This is a genomic window from Nocardia sp. KT25-26 (assembly GCF_056627695.1).
The window spans coordinates 2,143,519-2,163,179 of sequence record NZ_CM152813.1 but is presented as its reverse complement, the minus strand read 5'-3'; the positions used below and the strand labels follow the sequence as shown (position 1 = coordinate 2,163,179).

16 protein-coding genes and 1 pseudogene are annotated in these 19,661 nt (G+C 69.6%); 7 read left to right on the top strand and 10 right to left on the bottom strand.

What is annotated here, in order from left to right:
* Positions 1-19 precede the first annotated feature (19 nt).
* Positions 20-943 (bottom strand): tRNA (adenosine(37)-N6)-dimethylallyltransferase MiaA, encoded by a 924-nt coding sequence (miaA, locus tag AC1HFH_RS09740; protein WP_480247104.1) that lies wholly within the window; start codon positions 941-943, stop codon positions 20-22.
* Entirely contained in the window at positions 940-1,713 is a 774-nt protein-coding gene (locus AC1HFH_RS09735) for a class III extradiol ring-cleavage dioxygenase family protein (RefSeq protein WP_480247103.1), read from the bottom strand. The genes miaA and AC1HFH_RS09735 overlap by 4 nt, the downstream gene beginning before the upstream one ends.
* A 261-nt stretch (positions 1,714-1,974) precedes the next feature.
* Between AC1HFH_RS09735 and AC1HFH_RS09730 the strand changes: the two genes are divergently transcribed.
* A complete protein-coding gene (locus AC1HFH_RS09730) occupies positions 1,975-3,363 on the top strand; it encodes a DUF349 domain-containing protein (RefSeq protein ID WP_480247102.1) in 1,389 nt (462 codons plus the stop codon).
* Between the two features lie 13 nt (positions 3,364-3,376).
* On the opposite strand, the gene AC1HFH_RS09725 is transcribed toward AC1HFH_RS09730, so the two are convergent.
* Together AC1HFH_RS09725 and miaB are read right to left on the bottom strand one after the other, a co-directional pair.
* Positions 3,377-4,141, bottom strand: coding sequence for an Rv2732c family membrane protein (locus tag AC1HFH_RS09725; RefSeq protein WP_480247101.1), 765 nt, complete (start codon positions 4,139-4,141; stop codon positions 3,377-3,379).
* Entirely contained in the window at positions 4,138-5,607 is a 1,470-nt protein-coding gene (gene miaB / locus AC1HFH_RS09720) for a tRNA (N6-isopentenyl adenosine(37)-C2)-methylthiotransferase MiaB (protein ID WP_480247798.1), read from the bottom strand. Before miaB ends, AC1HFH_RS09725 begins: the two co-directional genes overlap by 4 nt.
* Before the next feature lie 279 nt (positions 5,608-5,886).
* On the opposite strand from miaB, the gene AC1HFH_RS09715 reads away from it, so the two are divergent.
* The 4 genes from AC1HFH_RS09715 (at position 5,887) to AC1HFH_RS09700 (ending at position 9,173) form a co-directional block, all read left to right on the top strand.
* Positions 5,887-6,615, top strand: coding sequence for an amino acid ABC transporter ATP-binding protein (locus AC1HFH_RS09715; protein WP_480247797.1), 729 nt, complete (start codon positions 5,887-5,889; stop codon positions 6,613-6,615).
* Positions 6,616-6,651: 36 nt separating this feature from the next.
* Complete coding sequence (locus AC1HFH_RS09710) at positions 6,652-7,491, top strand: glutamate ABC transporter substrate-binding protein (RefSeq protein WP_480247100.1); 840 nt, start codon at positions 6,652-6,654, stop codon at positions 7,489-7,491.
* Between the two features lie 111 nt (positions 7,492-7,602).
* Positions 7,603-8,283 carry an amino acid ABC transporter permease gene (locus tag AC1HFH_RS09705; protein ID WP_480247099.1) on the top strand — a complete coding sequence of 227 codons (681 nt, stop codon included), beginning with the start codon at positions 7,603-7,605 and terminating at the stop codon, positions 8,281-8,283.
* On the top strand, positions 8,280-9,173 hold the full coding sequence (locus AC1HFH_RS09700; protein WP_480247098.1) for an amino acid ABC transporter permease: 894 nt from the start codon (positions 8,280-8,282) through the stop codon (positions 9,171-9,173). The genes AC1HFH_RS09705 and AC1HFH_RS09700 overlap by 4 nt, the downstream gene beginning before the upstream one ends.
* Positions 9,174-9,184: 11 nt before the next feature.
* On the opposite strand, the gene AC1HFH_RS09695 is transcribed toward AC1HFH_RS09700, so the two are convergent.
* The 5 genes from AC1HFH_RS09695 to AC1HFH_RS09675 all read right to left on the bottom strand — a co-directional run bounded on the left by AC1HFH_RS09695 (position 9,185) and on the right by AC1HFH_RS09675 (position 13,927).
* Positions 9,185-10,045, bottom strand: coding sequence for a 3-hydroxyacyl-CoA dehydrogenase (locus AC1HFH_RS09695; protein ID WP_480247097.1), 861 nt, complete (start codon positions 10,043-10,045; stop codon positions 9,185-9,187).
* 126 nt (positions 10,046-10,171) lie between these two features.
* Positions 10,172-11,161, bottom strand: a complete 990-nt coding sequence (locus AC1HFH_RS09690) for a glycine betaine ABC transporter substrate-binding protein (RefSeq protein WP_480247096.1) — start codon at positions 11,159-11,161, stop codon at positions 10,172-10,174.
* A complete protein-coding gene (locus AC1HFH_RS09685; protein ID WP_480247095.1) occupies positions 11,158-11,934 on the bottom strand; it encodes an ABC transporter permease in 777 nt (258 codons plus the stop codon). Before AC1HFH_RS09685 ends, AC1HFH_RS09690 begins: the two co-directional genes overlap by 4 nt.
* Positions 11,931-13,283, bottom strand: a complete 1,353-nt coding sequence (locus AC1HFH_RS09680) for an ABC transporter ATP-binding protein (protein ID WP_480247094.1) — start codon at positions 13,281-13,283, stop codon at positions 11,931-11,933. The genes AC1HFH_RS09685 and AC1HFH_RS09680 overlap by 4 nt, the downstream gene beginning before the upstream one ends.
* The gene (locus tag AC1HFH_RS09675) at positions 13,280-13,927 is read right to left on the bottom strand and encodes an ABC transporter permease (RefSeq protein ID WP_480247796.1); all 648 of its coding nucleotides are present in this window, start codon (positions 13,925-13,927) and stop codon (positions 13,280-13,282) included. The genes AC1HFH_RS09680 and AC1HFH_RS09675 overlap by 4 nt, the downstream gene beginning before the upstream one ends.
* Before the next feature lie 274 nt (positions 13,928-14,201).
* Here AC1HFH_RS09675 and recA point away from each other — a divergent pair, with 274 nt between their 5' ends.
* Both recA and AC1HFH_RS09665 read left to right on the top strand, forming a co-directional pair.
* A complete protein-coding gene (gene recA, locus AC1HFH_RS09670) occupies positions 14,202-16,547 on the top strand; it encodes an intein-containing recombinase RecA (RefSeq protein WP_480247093.1) in 2,346 nt (781 codons plus the stop codon).
* A gap of 337 nt (positions 16,548-16,884) precedes the next feature.
* Positions 16,885-17,406: pseudogene (locus AC1HFH_RS09665) on the top strand (regulatory protein RecX); the annotation flags it as partial.
* Positions 17,407-18,333: 927 nt separating this feature from the next.
* Here AC1HFH_RS09665 and AC1HFH_RS09660 read toward each other — a convergent pair.
* The gene (locus AC1HFH_RS09660; RefSeq protein WP_480247092.1) at positions 18,334-19,590 is read right to left on the bottom strand and encodes an MFS transporter; all 1,257 of its coding nucleotides are present in this window, start codon (positions 19,588-19,590) and stop codon (positions 18,334-18,336) included.
* Between the last annotated feature and the right edge of the window lie 71 nt (positions 19,591-19,661).

Sequence of the window (19,661 nt, the reverse complement as noted above, 5' to 3'; positions counted from 1 at the left end):
TCGTGGGATCGAGGATTCGCTATCGCGGTGCCACCCGGAGCCGGTCCAGGGCGGTCTGCACCAGGTCCGGATCGGCACCGTCGAACCAGGTCACCCGGGTGTCGCGGCGGAACCAGGACCGCTGCCGCCGCACGTACCGGCGGGTGCCGATGAACGTGCGCTCGCGCGCGTGGTCGAGACCGTACTCGCCGTCCAGGTAGGCCAGCACCTGTGCGTAGCCGATGGCCCGCCGGGCCGTCTGCCCCGCCCGCAGGCCCCGCTCGACCAGTCCGTGGACCTCGTCCACCAGACCGGTGTCGAACATCGCCTCGGTGCGCCGGGCGATGCGTGCGTCCAGGTCGGCCGTGTCCCGGTCGACACCCAGGATCACCGTGTCCCACCGGGGGGTGCCGATGACCGGCGCGGACGCCGCGAACGGCCGGCCGGTGAGTTCGACGACCTCCAGCGCGCGGACCAGCCGCCGGCCATCGGTGGGCAGGATCGTCGCCGCCGCCGCGGGATCGGCTGCGGTGAGGGCAGCATGCACCGCCGCCACTCCCTGTTCGGCCAGCACCGTCTCCCATTTCGCCCGCACCGCCGGATCGGTGGCCGGGAACGACCAGTCGTCCAGCAGCGACTGCACGTACATCATCGAGCCCCCGACGATCACCGGTGTCCGGCCGCGGGCGCGGATCGCATCGACCACCGCGACGGCGGATTGCTGGTAGGCCGCCACCGTCGCGGTCTCGGTGACCTCGAGGACGTCGAGGAGGTGGTGCGGGATGCCGCGCCGCTGCGACGGGGCCAGTTTCGCGGTACCGATGTCCATTCCCCGGTACAGCTGCATGGCGTCGATGTTGACGATCTCGCCGTCGAGCCGCTGCGCCAGCTCCAGGGCGAGGTCCGATTTGCCGGTCGCGGTGGGCCCGAGCACGGCCACCGGTCGTGGGGCCGGGCCCGTCACGTCCGCTCCGCCGAGGTACGGGCGGCGGGGCGCCACAGCCCGACGTAGTAGCCGACCCCGTACGGGGCATCCAGGTATCCGGTCCGTACCTCCGGGTCGGCGTCGTCGACGGCGAACAGTCCGGCGAGCGCCTGATAGGCCGCCCGGCCGTCGAGCCGGATCCGGGCGCACAGCCCGGGGTCCAGCGCGGCCGTCGCGGTCCGGGAACCGGTCTGCAGTGCCCGGTCCAGCTCCTGCTGGACCGGGGCGGCGGCGTCGTCGAGATACCCGGGTGCGGCGGACGACAAGGTCGCGGCCCCGTCTGCCACCACCAGCACCCCCCGCGGGACGGCGTCGCGGTCCGATTCGGTGCGCAGGTCGGCCCCGAACGCCAGGCAATCCGCCACCGGGGTATCCGGGGCCAGCAATCTGGCCTCGGCGGTGGCCGCGGGCGCGGCCCGGCCGCGCAACCAGCCTGCGACCAGTACCGGCAGCGGCACGTCCGCTCTGGGCGGTGCGGACGGCACAGCGGACCGCTGCGCTGGCTCGGGGGCCAGGCGCACCGCGACATCGGCTCCGAAACCGCGGAAGGTGCCTACCGTGCCGGGCCCGAAACGAGCGGCCCGGTCCGCGACGCCGACGACCGTCCACTGCGCGGCCTCCGCCCCGAGTTCGGCGACGGCCGCCAGCACGGCGGCCCGCAGCTGCGCCACCGGTTCCGCCTCGACACGACCGCACAGTTCGGGCACCAGGACGGGCGGCGATGGCACCAGGGCCGCTAGCGAGAACACATCGTCAACCGTAGCGACGCGCGGCGCCGCCCTCCGCAGCGACGCCCGGCCACCGCACCGGCGCGTGTGTCCGGCGCCTCGTTCCGGCCCGCGATTGGTAGTGTTTGCACCAGTGACACCCCAGGTCGGACGAGGCGTACCGATCCGGCACCGCCGCGATCCGATCGGCAGCAACGATGGCCGCGGACGCCGGAACCGGGTTCAATGGGTGGTGCCAGGGCGTAACCAGGCAGCCGTGACGCGCGGCAGGGACGGAGAGCAATGACCGACAGCAACGGATCCGCAAAGGACACTCCCGGCACCTCCCCACGACCGTCCGCCGCCCCGAAACCGGGTCGGCCGAAACCCGCCCCGCAGGGCTCCGGCAAACCGAAACCGCACGCGATCAAGCAGGCCCCCGGTGAGGATCATCCGCACCCGGTGGTGGTGCCCACCGTCACGGATCCGAGCAAATGGGGCCGCGTCGATGCCGACGGCACCGCCTGGGTGAAAACCGCCGAGGGGGAACGCATCGTCGGTTCCTGGCAGGCCGGTGACGCCGCCGAGGGACTGGCGCATTTCGGCCGCCGCTTCGACGACCTGGCCACCGAGGTGGCGTTGCTGGAGGCCCGGCTCGCCGCCGGCACCGATGCCCGCAAGACCAAGGCCGCAGCGCTGGCGCTGGCCGAATCGCTGCCGACGGCGGCGGTGATCGGCGACATCGACGGCCTGGCGCGCCGCCTGCAGGCGATCACCGAGCATTCCGAGGAAGCCGCGGCGCACGCCAAGGAGGAGAAGGAACGCACCCGGCACGAGCACACCGAGCGCAAGGAAGCGCTGTGCGCCGAGGCCGAACAGATCGCCGCCGAGTCCACCCAGTGGAAGGCGGCCGGCGATCGGCTGCGCGAGATCCTCGACGAGTGGAAGACGATCCGCGGTGTGGACCGCAAGGTCGACGACGCGCTGTGGCGCCGCTACTCCAAGGCCCGCGAATCGTTCAACCGGCGGCGCGGTGCCCACTTCGCCGAGCTCGACCGGGAGCGCGCCGCCGCGAAGGCCCGCAAGGAAGAGCTCTGCGTGCGGGCCGAGGAGATGTCGGATTCCACCGACTGGGGCCCGACCGCCGCCCTGTTCCGCGAGATGCTCGCCGAATGGAAGGCGGCCGGGCGCGCACCCCGCGAGGCCGACGAAGCACTGTGGCGCCGCTTCAAGAGCGCCCAGGACGTGTTCTTCGGGGCACGCAATGCCGCGGCGTCCGAGCGGGATGCGGAGTTCGAGGAGAACGCCGCGGCCAAGGAGGAGCTGCTCGCGCGCTACACCCATATCGATCCCGCGAAAGACCTGGACGCCGCCCGCAGTGCGCTGCGGGAACTGCAGGACAAGTGGGATGCCATCGGCAAGGTACCGCGGTCACGGATGCAGGACCTCGAAGGCCGGCTGCGGGCGATCGAGAAGCGGGTCCGGGAGGCCGCCGACGACAAGTGGCGCCGTACCGATCCGGAGGCGATCGCCCGGGCTGCCCAGTTCCGCGAACGGGTCGCCCAGTTCGAGGAACAGGCCGAGAAGGCCACCGCGGCCGGTAAGACCCGGGATGCCGAGAAGGCCCTGGAGCAGGCCCGGCAGTGGCGGGAATGGGCCGAGGCGGCCGAAGGCGCGGTCAGCAACCGCTGAGCGCGCCGTTCGCTCATTCGTCGCCGGTGAGCCGCCGGCGGTCGCGTTGCTCCGCGGCCGCCGCGGCATTGCGCCGCTGTTCCTCGGCGGCCAGCTGCAGTGCGGTGCGGCTCCACACCACCCGCACCCAGTGGAAGGTCAGCACCATCACCGCGAGGGTGCCGAAGATCAGCCCGATGCCGGGGCCGGCGCCGACATAGTTGTCCAGCCCCGGGGTCTGCCGGTGCCAGATGGACAGCACCCCGAAGACGGCGGCCACCGCGGTTCCGGCCACCGCGGTCCAGGCCAGGAACCAGCGTCGCGTCATCAGGGCCAGCAGCGAGAACCCGATCCCGAAGACCGCGACGAACCAGACGAAGATCCGCGAGGGCAGGCCGATGTGTTCGAGGCCGGCTGCCTCGGTGTTCAACAGGACATCGAAGCCACGGGCGGTGCCGGCATGCGGCAGGATCAACGAGACCAGCAGGGCGAAAACGGCCCCGGCGACCACCATGGCACGCATACCGGGATCGATCTCTCCCGCGATCCGCCGTTCCACCGCATCGAGGTCGTCGCGGAACTGCTCGAATTCCACGTCTTCGGGCGCGGTGCCGCCGCGCCCTGCCTCACCCTTGCCCTGCTGCACCGGGTTCACCGAGTCCTCGCTCCCGTCGGCGGTCACATCCTGTCCGGCATCTACTGTGCCATCGTCGCCCGCGGCGCCCGCAGTCGACCCACTACCACGCGTAGTAGGAGACTCGTCGGCGGGCTCGGGCTCGTCGGGTTCGGGGGTGTTCATTGCCCGCAGCCGGTCGCGCAGCCCGCGTCGGCCGCCGGAGCCGGTTCGGGTGCGCCGATCCGCGGCAACCCGAGTCCGACACCGATCGGCGCGGTCTTCGGGGTGATGCCGCGCTCGTGCGCATCACCGGCCCGGGTGCGCCGGTGCGTCTTGACCGCACCGTCGGCGATCAGATGGTGCGGCGCCGCCGCCGTGATGTCGACGGTGACCAGGTCGCCGGGGCGCACCGGTTCGGCGGTCCCCTCGGGGCGGAAGTGCACGAGGCGGCCGTCCCGCGCCCGGCCACTCATCCGGGCGGTTGCGGCGTTCTTCTTGCCCGCACCGTCGGCGACCAGGAGCTCCACCTCGGTGCCGACGAGATCGCGATTCGCCTGCAGCGACACCTCCTCCTGCAACGCGATCAGCCGGTCGTAGCGCTCCTGCACCACCGCTTTGGGCAGCTGGTCGGGCAGCACGGCCGCCGGAGTTCCGGGACGCTTCGAGTACTGGAAGGTGAACGCGCTGGTGAAGCGCGCCTGCCGGACGACGTCCAGGGTTTCCTGGAAGTCCTCCTCCGTTTCGCCCGGGAACCCGACGATGATGTCGGTGGTGATCGCGGCATGCGGCATCGCGGCCCGCACCTTGTCGATGATGCCCAGATAGCGGGATTTGCGGTAGGAGCGCCGCATCGCCTTGAGCACCCGGTCCGAACCGGACTGCAGCGGCATGTGCAGCTGCGGGCAGACGTTCGGCGTCTGCGCCATCGCCTCGATCACGTCATCGGTGAACTCGGCGGGATGCGGCGAGGTGAACCGCACCCGCTCCAAACCCTCGATCCCGCCACAGGCGCGCAGCAGCTTCGCGAAGGCGCCGCGGTCCCGATCCTCGTCCGGATCGGCGAAGTTCACCCCGTAGGAGTTGACGTTCTGGCCGAGCAGGGTCACCTCCACGACGCCCTGGTCGACCAGGGCCTGAACCTCGGCGAGGACATCACCGGGCCGCCGGTCCACCTCCTTGCCGCGCAGCGACGGCACGATGCAGAACGTGCAGGTGTTGTTGCAGCCCACCGAGATCGACACCCAGCCGGCATAGGCGGACTCGCGCTTGGCCGGCAGCGTCGACGGGAAGGCTTCCAGCGAGTCGAGGATCTCGACCTGGGCCTCCTCGTTGTGCCGGGCCCGCTCCAGCAGCACCGGCAGCGAGCCGATGTTGTGCGTACCGAACACCACGTCCACCCACGGCGCCTTGCGGACCACCGTGTCCCGGTCCTTCTGTGCCAGGCAGCCGCCGACGGCGATCTGCATGCCCGGCCGGTCCGCCTTGATCGGCGCCAGATGCCCGAGGGTGCCGTAGAGCTTGTTGTCGGCGTTCTCCCGCACCGCGCAGGTGTTGAACACCACCAGGTCGGCGGGTGTGCCGGACGCTGCCTTCACATAGCCCGCGTCCTCGAGCAGGCCGGACAAACGTTCGGAATCGTGCACGTTCATCTGGCAACCGAAGGTGCGGACTTCGTAGCTGCGGGTGTGCTCACCGCGCTGACCGTTCGAATCCACCCGTCCAGGGTACGGCTCGGGCCGGCGCCGGCCGCAGCCGCCCGGGGTGCCGCGACGAGATAGCGAGAGGTTACAGGCGTGTGACGGATCGCCGATCATGCCTGCCGGGGTGCCGGGAAGGAAGCGCGATCCCGGCTCTTCCCCTTAGAGTCTTCAACCATGACCGAGCCCGCGGATGCCGGCGCCGCCGCTGCGGCCGCCGCCGTACCACCGATGATCTCGATACAGCACGTGGACAAGCACTTCGGCCCGTTGCACGTGCTGCGCGATATCGACCTGGAGATCCCGGCCGGGCAGGTGGCGATCGTGCTCGGCCCCTCCGGCTCCGGGAAATCCACGCTGTGCCGCACGATCAACCGCTTGGAGACGATCGATTCCGGATCGATCGCGGTCGACGGGGTCCTGCTGCCCGCGGAGGGCCGGGCACTGGCCGAACTCCGGGCCGATGTGGGCATGGTGTTCCAGTCGTTCAACCTGTTCGCCCATATGACCATCCTGGACAACGTGATGCTGGCACCGGTCAAGGTCCGCAAACTGGCCAAACCGCAGGCCCGGGAGAAGGCACTCGCCCTGCTGGATCGGGTCGGCATCTCCGATCAGGCCGGCAAGTACCCGGCGCAACTGTCCGGCGGCCAGCAGCAGCGCGTCGCGATCGCCCGGGCGCTCGCCATGGATCCGAAGGTGATGCTCTTCGACGAGCCGACCTCGGCGCTCGACCCGGAGATGGTCAACGAGGTGCTGGAAGTGATGGTGTCGCTGGCCAAGGAGGGCATGACCATGATGGTCGTCACCCACGAGATGGGTTTCGCCCGCCGGGCCGCGGACCGGGTGCTGTTCATGGCCGACGGCGGCATCGTCGAGGACGCCACCCCGGACGAATTCTTCACGGCACCGAAGTCCGACCGGGCCAAGGATTTCCTGAGCAAGATTCTGAGCCACTGAGTGAACCGGTCACCACGAGAGGGAGAAGGAAACTCGATGAGGATCAACCATGCGATCCGCCTCGGCGTCGGGGCGGCCGCTGCGGCACTGACCGTCGCCACCGTCGCCGCCTGCGGCGGCGGGGACGACAAGACGGCCCTGGAGCACGCCGAGGAGGGCACGCTCACCATCGGCATCAAATACGATCAGCCGGGTCTGGGCCTGCGCACCAAGGACGGCGCCTACACCGGCTTCGACGTCGAGGTGGCCGAGTACGTGGCGGACAAGCTCGGGGTGGCACCGGACGGCATCACCTTCCGGGAGGCGCCGTCGGCCCAGCGCGAGACGCTGATCGAGAACGGGCAGGTCGATTTCGTCGTCGCCACCTATTCGATCACCGATCAGCGCAAGGAGCGGGTCGACTTCGCCGGGCCGTACTACGTGGCCGGGCAGTCGCTGCTGGTGCGGTCCGACAACAACGACATCACCGGACCGGACGATATCGCCGGAAAGAAGGTGTGCTCGGTGTCGGGTTCCACCCCGGCGAAGAACATCGAGGAGAACTTCCCGGACACCCAACTGCAGACCTACGACACCTACTCGCTGTGTCTCGAGGGCCTGGACAGCGGCGCGATCGATGCGGTGACCACCGACGACATCATCCTCGCCGGCTACGCCTCGCAGTCGCCGGGCGCCTACAAGGTGGTCGGTGAGCCGTTCACCGAGGAGAACTACGGCATCGGCCTGAAGAAGGGCGACGACGAACTGCGCGGCCGGGTCAACGACGCCATCGAGGAGATGATCGCCGACGGCAGCTGGGACCGGGCGTTCCAGGAGACCGTCGGTGAGGCCGCCAGCTACGAGACGCCGGAAGGCCCCTCCGTCGACCGGTACTGACGCAACTCCGCATTCCGATACCGCACCACCCCGCCGCACGATGGCCACGGCCCGGCGGCGGGGTGGCCCGGTGATCCGTCCGCTCCGTTACTTCTCCTCGAAAGGCCTGGCGTGTTCGATCTGCTCTCTCGGTACGACACCGAGCTCGTCGACGCGTTCTGGGTGACCATCCAGCTCACCGTCCTGTCGGCGATCGGGGCCCTGATCCTGGGCACCGTCACCGCGGCGATGCGGGTGTCCCCGGTCCCGGTGGCCCGCTGGGTCGGCGCGGCGTACGTCAACATCTTCCGCAACACCCCGCTGACCCTGATCCTGCTGTTCTGTTCACTCGGCGTCTCCACCCAGCTCGGCCTGGTACTGGCGGCCGAGGGGCCGGACTCGCTGGCGCAGAACAACTTCCGCTGGGCCGTGATCGGCCTGAGCGTCTACACCGGCGCATTCGTGTGCGAATCGCTGCGCGCCGGCATCAACACCGTCCCGCTCGGACAGTCCGAAGCCGGCCGCTCGCTCGGTTTCGGATTCACCCAGAACCTGCGCTACATCGTGCTGCCGCAGGCCTTCCGGGCCGTGATCGCACCGCTGGGCAGTGTCCTGATCGCGTTGACGAAGAATTCCACGGTCGCTTCCGCCATCGGGGTGGCGGAGGCCTCGCTGCTGATGAAGGACATGCTGGAGGTCGAGGCGGCGCTGATCCCGATCGGTGCGGTGTTCGCGCTCGGCTTCGTGGTGCTGACCCTGCCGACCGGATTCCTGTTCGGATACCTTGCCCGTCGATTCGAGGTGGCCCGTTGAAAAGCTCGGCATCGGTTCTCTTCGACGCGCCCGGCCCCCGCGCCCGGGTACGCAACGCCGTCTATTCCGTGATCGTGGTGGCCGCGGTGGCGGCCGCCGTCTGGTTCGTCTACCGCGGATTCGCCGACAAGGGCCAGTTCGAGGCGGACAAGTGGACACCGTTCCTGGACCCGGACATCTGGACCACCTACCTGCTGCCGGGCCTGCAGGGCACTCTCCTGGCGGCGGCGCTGTCGATCGTATTCGCCCTGGTGCTCGGCACGATCTTCGGCATCGCCCGGCTCTCCGAGCACCGCTGGGTGCGATGGGTGGCGGGCGCGGTGGTGGAGTTCGCCCGCGCAGTGCCCGTGCTGATCCTGATGATCTTCCTGTTCGCGGTGTTCTCCACCTATCAGGTCGTGCAGCCGGAATACCTGTCGCTGGCCGCAGTGGTGACCGCGCTGACCATCTACAACGGTTCGGTGATCGCCGAGATCGTCCGGGCCGGGATCCGGTCGCTGCCGCAGGGCCAGACCGAGGCTGCCTACGCGCTCGGCCTGCGCAAGGGCCAGCTGATGCGCCTGATCCTGCTGCCGCAGTCGATCACCCTGATGCTGCCGGCGCTGATCTCACAGATGGTCGTGGCACTGAAGGACTCCGCGCTCGGCTATGTCATCACTTATGAGGAGATCGTCCGCAACGGTATGCAACTGGGCGCGGCCGAGCGGAACACGATTCCGGCGCTGCTGGTGGTCGCCGTCATCGTGATCGCGCTCAATATGGCCCTGTCGGAACTCGCCACCCGGGTCGAACGCCGGATCCGGACCCGGCGCAAGGGTGGTGCCCCGGTACCGGCCGAATCGGTGGACATCGACGCAGCACCCGGGGTGGATATCACCAAGTCACCCTGATCGCCCGGCCGCTATGCCGAATAGGTGTAGAACCCGGCGCCGGTGGCCACACCCAGCTTGCCCTGGTCGATGTAGTTCGTCTTCAGCCACTCCGCGAGATGCTGTTCGTCGGGCCCGCCGTGCACGAGGATGTTGTACGGGGTGGTCAGGCCGATGATGTCGAGCAACTGGAACGGACCCATCGGCGCGCCGGTGGAGATCCGCCAGGTCTCGTCGACGGCCGGCGGCTCGGCATAACCGCCGGCCGCCAGGCCCATGGCCGCGTTGAGGAACGGCACCAGCAGCGAGTTCAACACGTACCCGGCCTTCTCCTTGTGCAGTTCGATCGGCACCATGCCGATCTGCTTCGCGAACGCCACCACGGCGGCGAACACGGCCGGGTCGGTCCGGTCGGTGCCCATCACCTCGGCGATGTTGAACTGCCAGATCTTGTTGGCGAAATGCAGGGCCAGGAACCGGTCCGGGCGTCCGGTGGCGTCGGCGATATCGCTGGGCAGCAGCGTCGACGAGTTCGTCGCGAACACCGTGCGCTCGGGCGCCAGCTCGCCGAGGCGGCGATACACGTCCCGTTTCAGCTCGAGCACCTCGGGCACTGCCTCGATCACCAGATCGGCATCGGCGACCGCGGCCGCCAGATCACTGGTCGAGGTGATCGACGCGGTCGCGGCGGCCACCTTCGCACCGTCGGCGCCGGGCACTTCCTTCCGATAGGTGCGTTCGAGGTCGGCGAACCGCTCCCGGCCCGCCGCGACGGCCGCCTCGTCGATGTCGTAGGAGGTCACCGCGAATCCGCTGTAGGCGCTCTGATAGGTGATCTGCGAGCCGAGTACACCGGCTCCCAGGACCGTGACGTTCCGGAACTGCATGGTCATGGCGCTCCTCGGTCGTCTCCCGCGGCCACCCGTGGTGCCGGATGCCCACCGTCGGCGCGCCGCCGCACCATCATCCTCCCGAGCCCCGGGGACCGGCCGAATCTGCGGATCGACTGCGCGTCGGGCTCAGCGGGCGGTGACGAACCCCTCCTCGACCAGCCAGTCACGGGCGACCTCGGCCGGTTCACCACCTTCCACATCGACCTGCCGGTTCATCGCCGTGATGGTCTCGTTGGTGAGCAGCTCCGAGATCGGGGCGAGCACCTCGGCGATCTGCGGATGCGCCTCGGCGAAATCGGCCCGCATCACCACGGCGGCGTTGTATTTCGGGAAGAACGACCGGTCGTCGGCCAGCAGCAGCAGGTCCAGCGCCGGGATCCGGCCGTCGGTGGCGGCCACCGAACCGAAGCGGCATTCGGTCGCATCGGCGACCGCCTGATAGACGAGTGCATCCTGGACGATCCGGGTGGTGACGGCACCGGCGTCGAAGCCGTAGGCCTCGGCCAGGCCCGGAAAGCCGTCCCGGCGCACGCTGAACTCGGTGCCCATACAGGTGGCGGCAGCCGCCGGGTCCTCGGCGAGGAGGGCGGCGTAGTCGGAGATGGTGCGCACCCCGGTCTGTTCGGCGGTCCGGCGGCTCGTCGCGATCGCATAGGTGTTGTTCATCGGTGCCAGGGCCGTCCACAGCATGCCGTGTTCGGCCCGGTCGGCGGCGCGCACCGCCTCGAACTGCTCGAGTTCGTCCGGAATCGGAGTTTCGTTGCCGAGATAGTTCACCCAGCCGGTGCCGGTGTAGTCGTAGGCGATATCGACCTGGCCGTGCAGCTGCGCGTCCCGCAGGCTGTTGGAGCCCTGGATGTTGGTGAGATCGCGGACCTCGGCGCCGGCCGCCGTCAGCGCGAACTCGATCAGGTAGCCGAGGATGTTCTGTTCGGTGAAGTCCTTGGAACCGACCGTGACCGTGACGCCGTCGAGTTCCGGCAGCGGGCGGATGCTGCCGGGGCCGACCCGCAGCGGCACCGCCGAGCCGGAGTGCAGACCGCAGCCGGCGAGCAGCAGTGCCAGCACGATCAGCAGCGGTGCGCCGGCCTTTCGTATCGCAGCGACGTGGGTCATCGCAGCCCCCTCGGCCCGAGGTAGCGTTCCGCCAGCGCGCCCAGCCAGTCCACCAGCAGCGCCAGCGCCACCGCGAGGACCGCACCCACCACCAGGGTGACGTTGTCGCGCAGCTTGTATCCGGTGTCGATCAGGATGCCCAGCCCACCCGCACTGACCAGGAACGCCAGGGTCGCGGTGCCGACGGCCAGCACCAGCGCCGTCCGCAGCCCGGCCAGGATGTAGGGCACGGCGAGCGGAAACTCGATGCGACGCAGCACCGTCGCCGCCGGCATGCCCTGGCCGCGCCCGGCATCGATCACCGCCGGATCCACCTGCTGGTATCCGAGGATGGTGTTGCGCAGCACCGGCAGCAGCGAATAGAACGCGATGGGCAGCACGCCGATCCAGAAACCGGTGCGGTGGGTGATCAGAAAGAACAGGATGATCAGGCCGATCGCCGGTGCCGCCGCTCCGACATTGGCGATGCCCAGGAATACCGGCGCCAGCCGCCGATACCGCGGCCGGCTGAGCAGGGTGCCCAGCGGCACCGCCACGGCCACCACGATCAGCACCACGGCCGCGGTGATCCGGATGTGCTGCCAGGTGGCCTCGGCGATGGCGGACGGGCTGAGGCTGGCCTCCTGGGTTGCGGTCAGCTCCCGGCTCAATGCCCAGATCAGCACTCCGGCGGTGAGCACCAGTACCACGGCCGGCTGGATCAGCAGGCGTAGATGTTCGGCCCGCCACAGGGTCGTTCCGGTGGTGCGGCCCGCGGTCGCCGGGGCGGTCACGACTCGGCCCCCGGGCGGTCACCACCGGGTGCGGTGTCCGATTCCCCGGTGGTTGCCGGATCCGGCGTCCGCTTCGGCTGCTGCGTGGCCGGTGGTGCGGTGTCGGCAGGCGGTGGGGCATCGGGCGAAGCGACGTCCGGCGGTGTGGCCGACGTGCCGGAGCTCGGGCCGGGCGGTTCGGGCGGGCTGGTGTGCAGATCACGTTCGGCGGCCAGATGACCGATCAGCGTGTCCACGGTGACCACACCGGCGTAGGCGCCGTGCGCATCGGTGACCACGGCCGTCCCGGACGGATCGGTGAGCAGGGTGGCCAGGGCGTCCTGCAGGCTGGCGTCCCGGGAGACCGCGGCGCCGACCGGACTGCCGACGGTGCGCAGTGTCTTGGCTCCGGAGAAATCGTCGAGGCCGACCCGGCGCAGTGGACGGCGCTGCTCGTCCACGATCAGCCCCCAGGGCGCCCGGCGTTCCCGCAATGCTGCCGCCAGTTCCGCCGCGGGCGCCGACGCCGTCGCCACCGGTACCTCTCCGAGTACCACATCGCCGATTCCGGTGAGCGTGAGCTGCTGGAGGGCGGCATTGCGGCCGGTGAAACCGGCGACGGTGCTGTCGGCCGGATTCGCCAGGATCGCTGCCGGGGTGTCGTACTGCAGAATCGCCGATCGGTCACCGAGCACGGCGATCCGGTCACCCAGCTTCACCGCCTCCGCGAAGTCGTGTGTGACGAACACGATGGTCTTGCCGAGATCGGCCTGCAGCCGGAGCAGCTCGTCCTGCAGTGCGGCCCGGGTGATCGGGTCGACGGCGCCGAACGGTTCGTCCATCAGCAGCACCGGCGGATCGGCCGCCAGGGCCCGGGCGACGCCGACCCGCTGCTGCTGGCCACCGGACAGCTGGCGCGGGAACCGGTGCCGGTAGATGTCCGGTTCCAGCCCGACCAGGGCGAGCATCTCGTCGGTGCGGGCCGCGATCCGGGCACGGTCCCAGCCGAGCAACCCCGGCACGGTCGCCACATTCTTCGCGACGGTGAGATGCGGGAACAGCCCGGCCTGCTGGATCGAATATCCGATGCCGCGGCGCAGCTCGTCCGGGTCCACGGCCGTGACATCGCGGCCGCCGATGGTGATGGTCCCCGAGGTCGGCTCGATCAGCCGGTTGATCATCCGCATCGTGGTGGTCTTGCCGCAGCCCGAGGGCCCGACGAGCACCACGATCTCCCCGGCCGGGATCGTCATCGATACGTTGTCCACGGCCGGCTGCGCCTGCCCCGGATACCATTTGGTCACCCCGTCGAGCACGATCTCCGCCCCGGAGACGGCGGCCGACGATGAACTGGTCGCGATGTCGCTCAACGGATCCCCTTCGAGGTCGTGAATCGTCCGAGGAGGGCCAGCGCGGCATCCAGCAGCAGCGCCAGGATGATCACCAGCACCGTGCCGGTCAGCGCCTGCGGTAGCGCATTCGGGCTGCCCACCCGGGCCAGGCCGGACAGGATGACATTGCCCAGGCCGGGCCCCTTGGCGTAGGCGGCCAGCGCCAGGATGCCCATGATCATCTGGGCGCTGATCCGCACCCCGGCCAGAATCGCTGGCCAAGCCAGCGGCAGTTCCACCGCGGCGAGCACCCGGAGACGGTTCATGCCCACGCCCCGGGCCGCGTCGACCACGGCCGGGTCGACTGCGCCCAGCCCGACGATGGTGTTCCGCAGGATGGGCAGCAGCGCGTAGATCACCAGCGCGGTCACCGTGGGCCCCACCCCCAGGCCCAGCACCGGGATCAGCAAGCCCAGCAGCGCGAACGACGGCACCGTGAGCACGGCGCTCGCTGCCGCGGTGGCCGCCGCCGAACCGAAGGGACTGCGGTAGACCAGCACGCCGATCAGCACCGCGATCAGGGTGGCGATGACCAGCGATTGCACCACGGCGGAGACATGCAGATACGAATCCACCGCGAGCTGCTCGCGGCGGGTCACCAGGTAGTTCCACAGGGCGTCCAGTGCCACACCTCCCCGACCGGTGTCGTCGCGGGCCAGTGTCGCACGAATCCGCCTGCGGCACAGGGATTCGTCCGGCGCGCTGAGCACCCGGCCGCCGGTCCCGCCGCGCCGACCGGGACATTCGGCCGTCCCGCCGCCGCCCGGCGTGTCCCGGCACAGGTGTTTGACTCGAACACCTGTTCGGCTAATGTGGGCCGCGGAAGTTGTCGGTGCCGGGCTCTAATGTGGGCGCCAACCAAGGAACAACCAGACCCGTCGAAAAGGGGAACCGGACATGGCACCACAGGTCCACGACCGCGACAAGGCCCTCGAGCTGGCCCTCGCGCAGGTGGAGAAGAGCTTCGGCAAGGGCGCGGTCATGCGCCTCGGCGAGGAGTCCCGCCAGCCCGTGTCGGCCATTCCGACCGGGTCCGTCGCGCTGGATGTCGCCCTCGGCATCGGCGGGCTGCCGCGCGGCCGCATCGTCGAAATCTACGGCCCGGAATCGTCGGGTAAGACCACCGTCGCCCTGCACGCCGTCGCCAATGCGCAGGCCGCCGGCGGTGTCGCGGCGTTCATCGACGCCGAGCACGCCCTCGACCCCGAGTACGCCCGCAAACTCGGCGTCGACACCGATGCCCTGCTGGTCTCCCAGCCCGATACCGGTGAACAGGCCCTGGAGATCGCCGATATGCTGGTGCGCTCCGGCGCCATCGACATCATCGTCGTCGACTCCGTCGCCGCCCTGGTCCCCCGCGCCGAGATCGAGGGCGAAATGGGCGACAGCCACGTCGGCCTGCAGGCCCGCCTGATGAGCCAGGCATTGCGCAAGATGACGAGTGCGCTGAGCAATTCCGGCACCACCGCAATTTTTATCAATCAGCTCCGGGAAAAAATCGGGGTCATGTTCGGAAGTCCTGAAACGACGACGGGTGGTAAAGCGCTCAAGTTCTATGCTTCCGTCCGTTTGGATGTGCGGAGAATTGAAACCCTCAAAGACGGAAGCGACGCCGTAGGAAACCGAACCCGCGTAAAGATCGTTAAAAACAAGTGCCTCGCCGAAGGGTCGAGAATCACCGATCCAGTCACCGGAATCACACATCGGATCGAGGACGTAGTCGACAATCGCCTCCCGATCCACGTAGCCGCCGCCGACAAGAACGGAATCCTCCACTCTCGCCGAGTGGTCTCCTGGTTCGACCAGGGCGAACAAGAAGTGATCGGCCTGCGCATCGCCGGTGACACCACACTGTGGGCCACGCCGGACCACAAGATCCTGACCGAACACGGCTGGCAGCAGGCCGGAACCCTCCGCGCCGGTGACCGCGTCGCGCAGCCGCGCCGCTTCGGTGGTTTCGGTGATGCCCAACCGGTGCCCGCAGATCACGCCCGCCTCCTCGGCTACCTGATCGGCGACGGCTACGTCGGCGGCAAGACCCCGATCAACTTCATAAATGTGGAACCGGATCTGCTGGAGGATGTTGCACAGATTTCGGGAACCCTCGGCTGTGCAGCCCATCCACAAGGCCGGCTTTCCCTCGCCCTCTCTCACCGGCCCGGTGAGAAGAACGGCGTACTCGAATTGTGCCGCCGAATGGGAATTCATGGCAAGCTCGCCTGGGAGAAGACCATTCCGGAGGCATTCTTCGACGAGGAGACCTCCGCTGAGGTCATCGGTAACCTCCTGTTCGGCCTCCTCGAGTCCGATGGCTGGGTAAGCCGGGAGCAGACCGGCGCCCTGCGCGTGGGCCACACCACGACCTCGGAACAGCTCGCGCACCAGATTCACTGGCTGCTGCTGCGGTTCGGAATCGTCAGCACGGTGCGCAACTACGATCCGACAGGGAAGCGGCCGAGCTTGGTCAATGGACGGCGAGTCCAGTCCAAGCGTCAGGTGTTCGAGGTCCGCATTTCCGGTATGGACAATGTGGTCGCCTACGCTAACGCAGTTCCCATGTGGGGTCCGCGTGGTCAGGTGCTCGTCAAGGCCATCGAGGAGATGCAGGGACGACGCCGCGGCTCGCAGGCGGTATACCTCTCGGCGGACGTTTTCGGCGCAGTGCTCAACTACCTCGAAGAGCGAGGCGTCACCCCGCATGAGGCGGCGGCGATAATCGGAGCCGGGGCCGGGAACCCACGAGGCGGCATGAAGCAGGTACTCGGCGCGAGCCGGCTTCGTCGTGACCGAGTGCAAAAACTCGCCGATGCGCTCGACGACGAGTTCCTGCACGGCGTCTTGGCGGAAGAGGTGCGCTACAGCCCGATTCGCGAGATCCTCCCGGCCAAGCATGTTCGTACCTTCGATGTCGAAGTCGAAGAGCTGCACAACCTCGTCGCCGAAGACGTTGTCGTGCACAACTGCGCCCCGCCGTTCAAGCAGGCCGAGTTCGACATTCTCTATGGTCACGGCATTTCCAAGGAGGGCTCGCTCATCGATATGGGTGTCGAGCACGGCTTCGTCCGCAAGTCCGGCTCCTGGTACACCTACGAGGGCGATCAGCTGGGGCAGGGCAAGGAGAACGCCCGGAAGTTCCTGCTGGAGAACACCGATATCCGCGACGAGATCGAGAAGAAGATCAAGGAGAAGCTCGGGATCGGCGCGGATGTGACCGCCGAAGACGAGGTGCCGGCCGATTTCTGAGCCGGAAGCCCCGGAACCGGATCACTCCGGGTTCCCACGCGGCCGCGCCTCGGCCCGAGGCGCGCGCCGTACCTCCCCGGACCGGCCGGCCGACCCGGTTGCCGATATGCGCCGGCAACTGGAGCAACGCGGCATCACGGTTCCCGGGGAGCTCTCGACCACCGGATCCCCGCCTGCCCGGCGGGATCCGGATCCCGTTCGCGTGACCGAAGGTGGTTCGGCCGGCGCGAACATCCTGGAGCCCCGGCCGGGTGCCCGCGATCCGCAGCGCGGCCGCCCGGCCGGGACCTCCCGGCGCCGGAAAGAACGCCGCCGGGCACCGGAGGAAGCCGGATCGGTGCCCGGTACCGCCGACCCTGCGTCCGACAGTTCTCGGCGGGAACGCCGCGGCACGTCCGGGGCCGGAACGGTCGAACAGGCCAAGGACGTCTGCCTGCGCCTGCTCACCGTCCGCGCCCGAAGCCGCGCCGAACTGGACCGTCGCCTCACCGACCGCGGTTTCGACCCCACGATCATCACTCGCGCCCTGGACCGCCTCACCGAGGTGGGCCTGGTCGACGATGCCGCCTTCGCCGATCAGTGGGTACATTCCCGGCACACCTACTCCGGCCGCGGCCGCAAAACCCTGCAGCGGGAACTGCGCGACAAGGGCATCGCCCCCGACCTGATCGAGACCGCTCTCTCCCGGATCACCGACGCCGACGAGGAGTTCCGCGCCCGCGACCTGGTCCGCCGCAAACTGGCCGGCCTCCCCGCCGACCTCGACCGCGACCGCGCCCTGCGCCGCCTCGTCGCCATGCTGGCCCGCCGCGGCTACGACCAGTCCACCGCATTCGCCGCGGTAACCACCGAACTCGCCGCCGCACCCCAGGTCCCGCCCCCGGCCCCGGATCGCCCCATCCGCGGCAGCGCATCGACGGCCCAGGAATCCCCGAACCCCACCCGGCGGCCGGGCCTCACCGAAGATGCGGCCACCGACCTCGTCCGCCGCAAACTACGCACCTTGCCGACCGGCCTCGACCGCACGGCAACCCTCCGCCGCCTGACCGGCCTGCTCACCCGCCGCGGCTTTCCTCCGGCCGCCGCACACGCACTGGTCACCGCCGAACTCCCCGATCCGGCACCGGATTCCGACACCACCCCGGCAGACAGCGCAACCCGGCCCGCACCGGCCCGCCCCGACCGCTCCCCCGAAGTCGCCGCCGACCTGGTCCGCCGCAAACTCCGCACCCTGCCGCCGGGCCTACCCCGCCCCACAGCCATCCGCCGCCTCACCGGCATGCTGGCCCGCCGCGGCTACGATCCGGCCACCGCGTATTCCGTCGTCGAAACAGAACTCGCCGCAGCCCGCGGTGCCGAAGAACCTGCGGCATCGGCACCGCATGAGTCGTCCACCCCTGGTGACCGGTCCGCCACGATCACCGACGACGCTGCCGTAGCCCTGATCCGCCGCAAGATCCGGACGCTACCCACCGACATCGACCGCATCACCACGCTACGACGCCTGACCGGCCTCCTGACCCGACGCGGCTGCCCGCCCGGCGACGCACTCACGATCGTGACCACCGAACTGGACCGAAGATGACGACCGCGACACGACCGGATGCGAGTACGCGCGGCAAACCGGAATCCATCCACCGCGGGCTGCTCAATTGGTCAGAGCTACTCCATCACACCGATTCCGGCCTCCAGATAGCTCAGTGTGCCGTCACTTCGCGCCCGGCGCGCTGCCGCGATGCGGCGAGTCAGCACCGCCGGCAGCCGGTTCGCTGAGAACTCCACACCATCACTGCCGCACAGCATGCCGCCGACCGGCGACGGCCAGCACAGGAACGATTGCGAGGGAGATCGCGGCACCCAGGAGCGCGAGCCCCGGATAATCGGTGGCGGCGACGACCATGCCGGAGCCCAGGCCGCCGCCCGCGCCGGCGAGCGCGATGCACAGGTCTACGGTGCCCTGGGTGCGGGCGCGGGTGGCCGGTGGCACCGTTTCGGTGAGCATGGTGGTTCCGGAGATCAGGCCGAGGTTCCAGCCGAGGCCGAGCAGGCCGAGCGCCACGGCCAGGGCGGCGACCGAGGACGGCGGAGCGAGTGCGGCGGCGCCCCCTGCCGCGACGAGGGTGGCGGCCGCGGCGACGCCGACGCGGCCCGCGCCGAAACGGTCGACGAGGGCGCCGGAGAGCAGTGAGGGCAGGTACATGCCAGCGACGTGGACGGCGATCACGAGTCCGGCGGCGCCGACGGTGTGGCCGTGCTGCTGCATGTGGATCGGGGTCATCGTCATGACGGCGACCATCACCAACTGCGTCAGCACCATCACGGTGGCGCCGAGCACAACCGGCGCCGACCAGGTTCCGGTGGCCGACGGTGTGTAGGTGTCGCCGGTGGGTTCGGTGTCCGGGGCCACCGGATGGGTCTGGGCCACCTGCAGCGGATCGGGTCGCAGCAGCACCCACAGCACCAGTCCGGCCAGCCCGTAGGCCAGGCCGGAGAGCACGAACGGCCCCGATAGTTCCGGGATACCCCAGGACCGGGCCAGGTCCGACATCGGGGTCACCAGGTTCGGTCCGGCCACCGCGCCGACGGTCGTCGCGACCAGGACGGTGCTGATGGCGCGGGCCCGATGGGCGGGTCGGGCGAGGTCGGCACCGGCATAGCGGGCCTGCAGACTGGTGGCGGTGCCCGCACCGTAGACCAGGAACGAGGCGAACAGCAGGGCGACATTGTCGACGACCGCGGCGACGACCACGCCGAAGCTGCCCGACGCTCCGGTCAGATAACCCAGCGCGAGCCCGGTGCGCCGCCCCGCCCTGCTGGAGATCCGTCCGACCGTCACCGCCGCGGCGGCCGATCCGATGGTGAACAGGGCACTCGGCAATCCGGCCAGTCCGGTGGAGCCGAGCATGTCCTGCGCCAGCAGGGCGCCGACGGTGATTCCGGCGGCCAGCCCGGCGCCGGACAGGATCTGCGCGGCGACCAGCACCCGCAGGGTACGGCGCTGTACGCGGGCCAGGTCCGATGACAGGGCGACGGTGGTGCTCATGGTGCTCGTTTCTGTACGCGGACCCGGCCGCGTATCGATCGCCGACGGCGCGTTGCGGCCGCCGCGGTTCC

Bases quoted from the DNA above. Each gene is read 5' to 3' on its own strand.
- AC1HFH_RS09730 (WP_480247102.1), top strand. From the start codon at position 1,975: ATGACCGACAGCAACGGATCCGCAAAGGACACTCCCGGCACCTCCCCA.
- AC1HFH_RS09725 (WP_480247101.1), bottom strand. From the start codon at position 4,141: ATGAACACCCCCGAACCCGACGAGCCCGAGCCCGCCGACGAGTCTCCT.
- miaB (WP_480247798.1), bottom strand. From the start codon at position 5,607: ATGAACGTGCACGATTCCGAACGTTTGTCCGGCCTGCTCGAGGACGCG.
- AC1HFH_RS09715 (WP_480247797.1), top strand. From the start codon at position 5,887: ATGATCTCGATACAGCACGTGGACAAGCACTTCGGCCCGTTGCACGTG.
- AC1HFH_RS09710 (WP_480247100.1), top strand. From the start codon at position 6,652: ATGAGGATCAACCATGCGATCCGCCTCGGCGTCGGGGCGGCCGCTGCG.
- AC1HFH_RS09695 (WP_480247097.1), bottom strand. From the start codon at position 10,045: ATGACCATGCAGTTCCGGAACGTCACGGTCCTGGGAGCCGGTGTACTC.
- AC1HFH_RS09690 (WP_480247096.1), bottom strand. From the start codon at position 11,161: ATGACCCACGTCGCTGCGATACGAAAGGCCGGCGCACCGCTGCTGATC.
- recA (WP_480247093.1), top strand. From the start codon at position 14,202: ATGGCACCACAGGTCCACGACCGCGACAAGGCCCTCGAGCTGGCCCTC.
- AC1HFH_RS09660 (WP_480247092.1), bottom strand. From the start codon at position 19,590: ATGAGCACCACCGTCGCCCTGTCATCGGACCTGGCCCGCGTACAGCGC.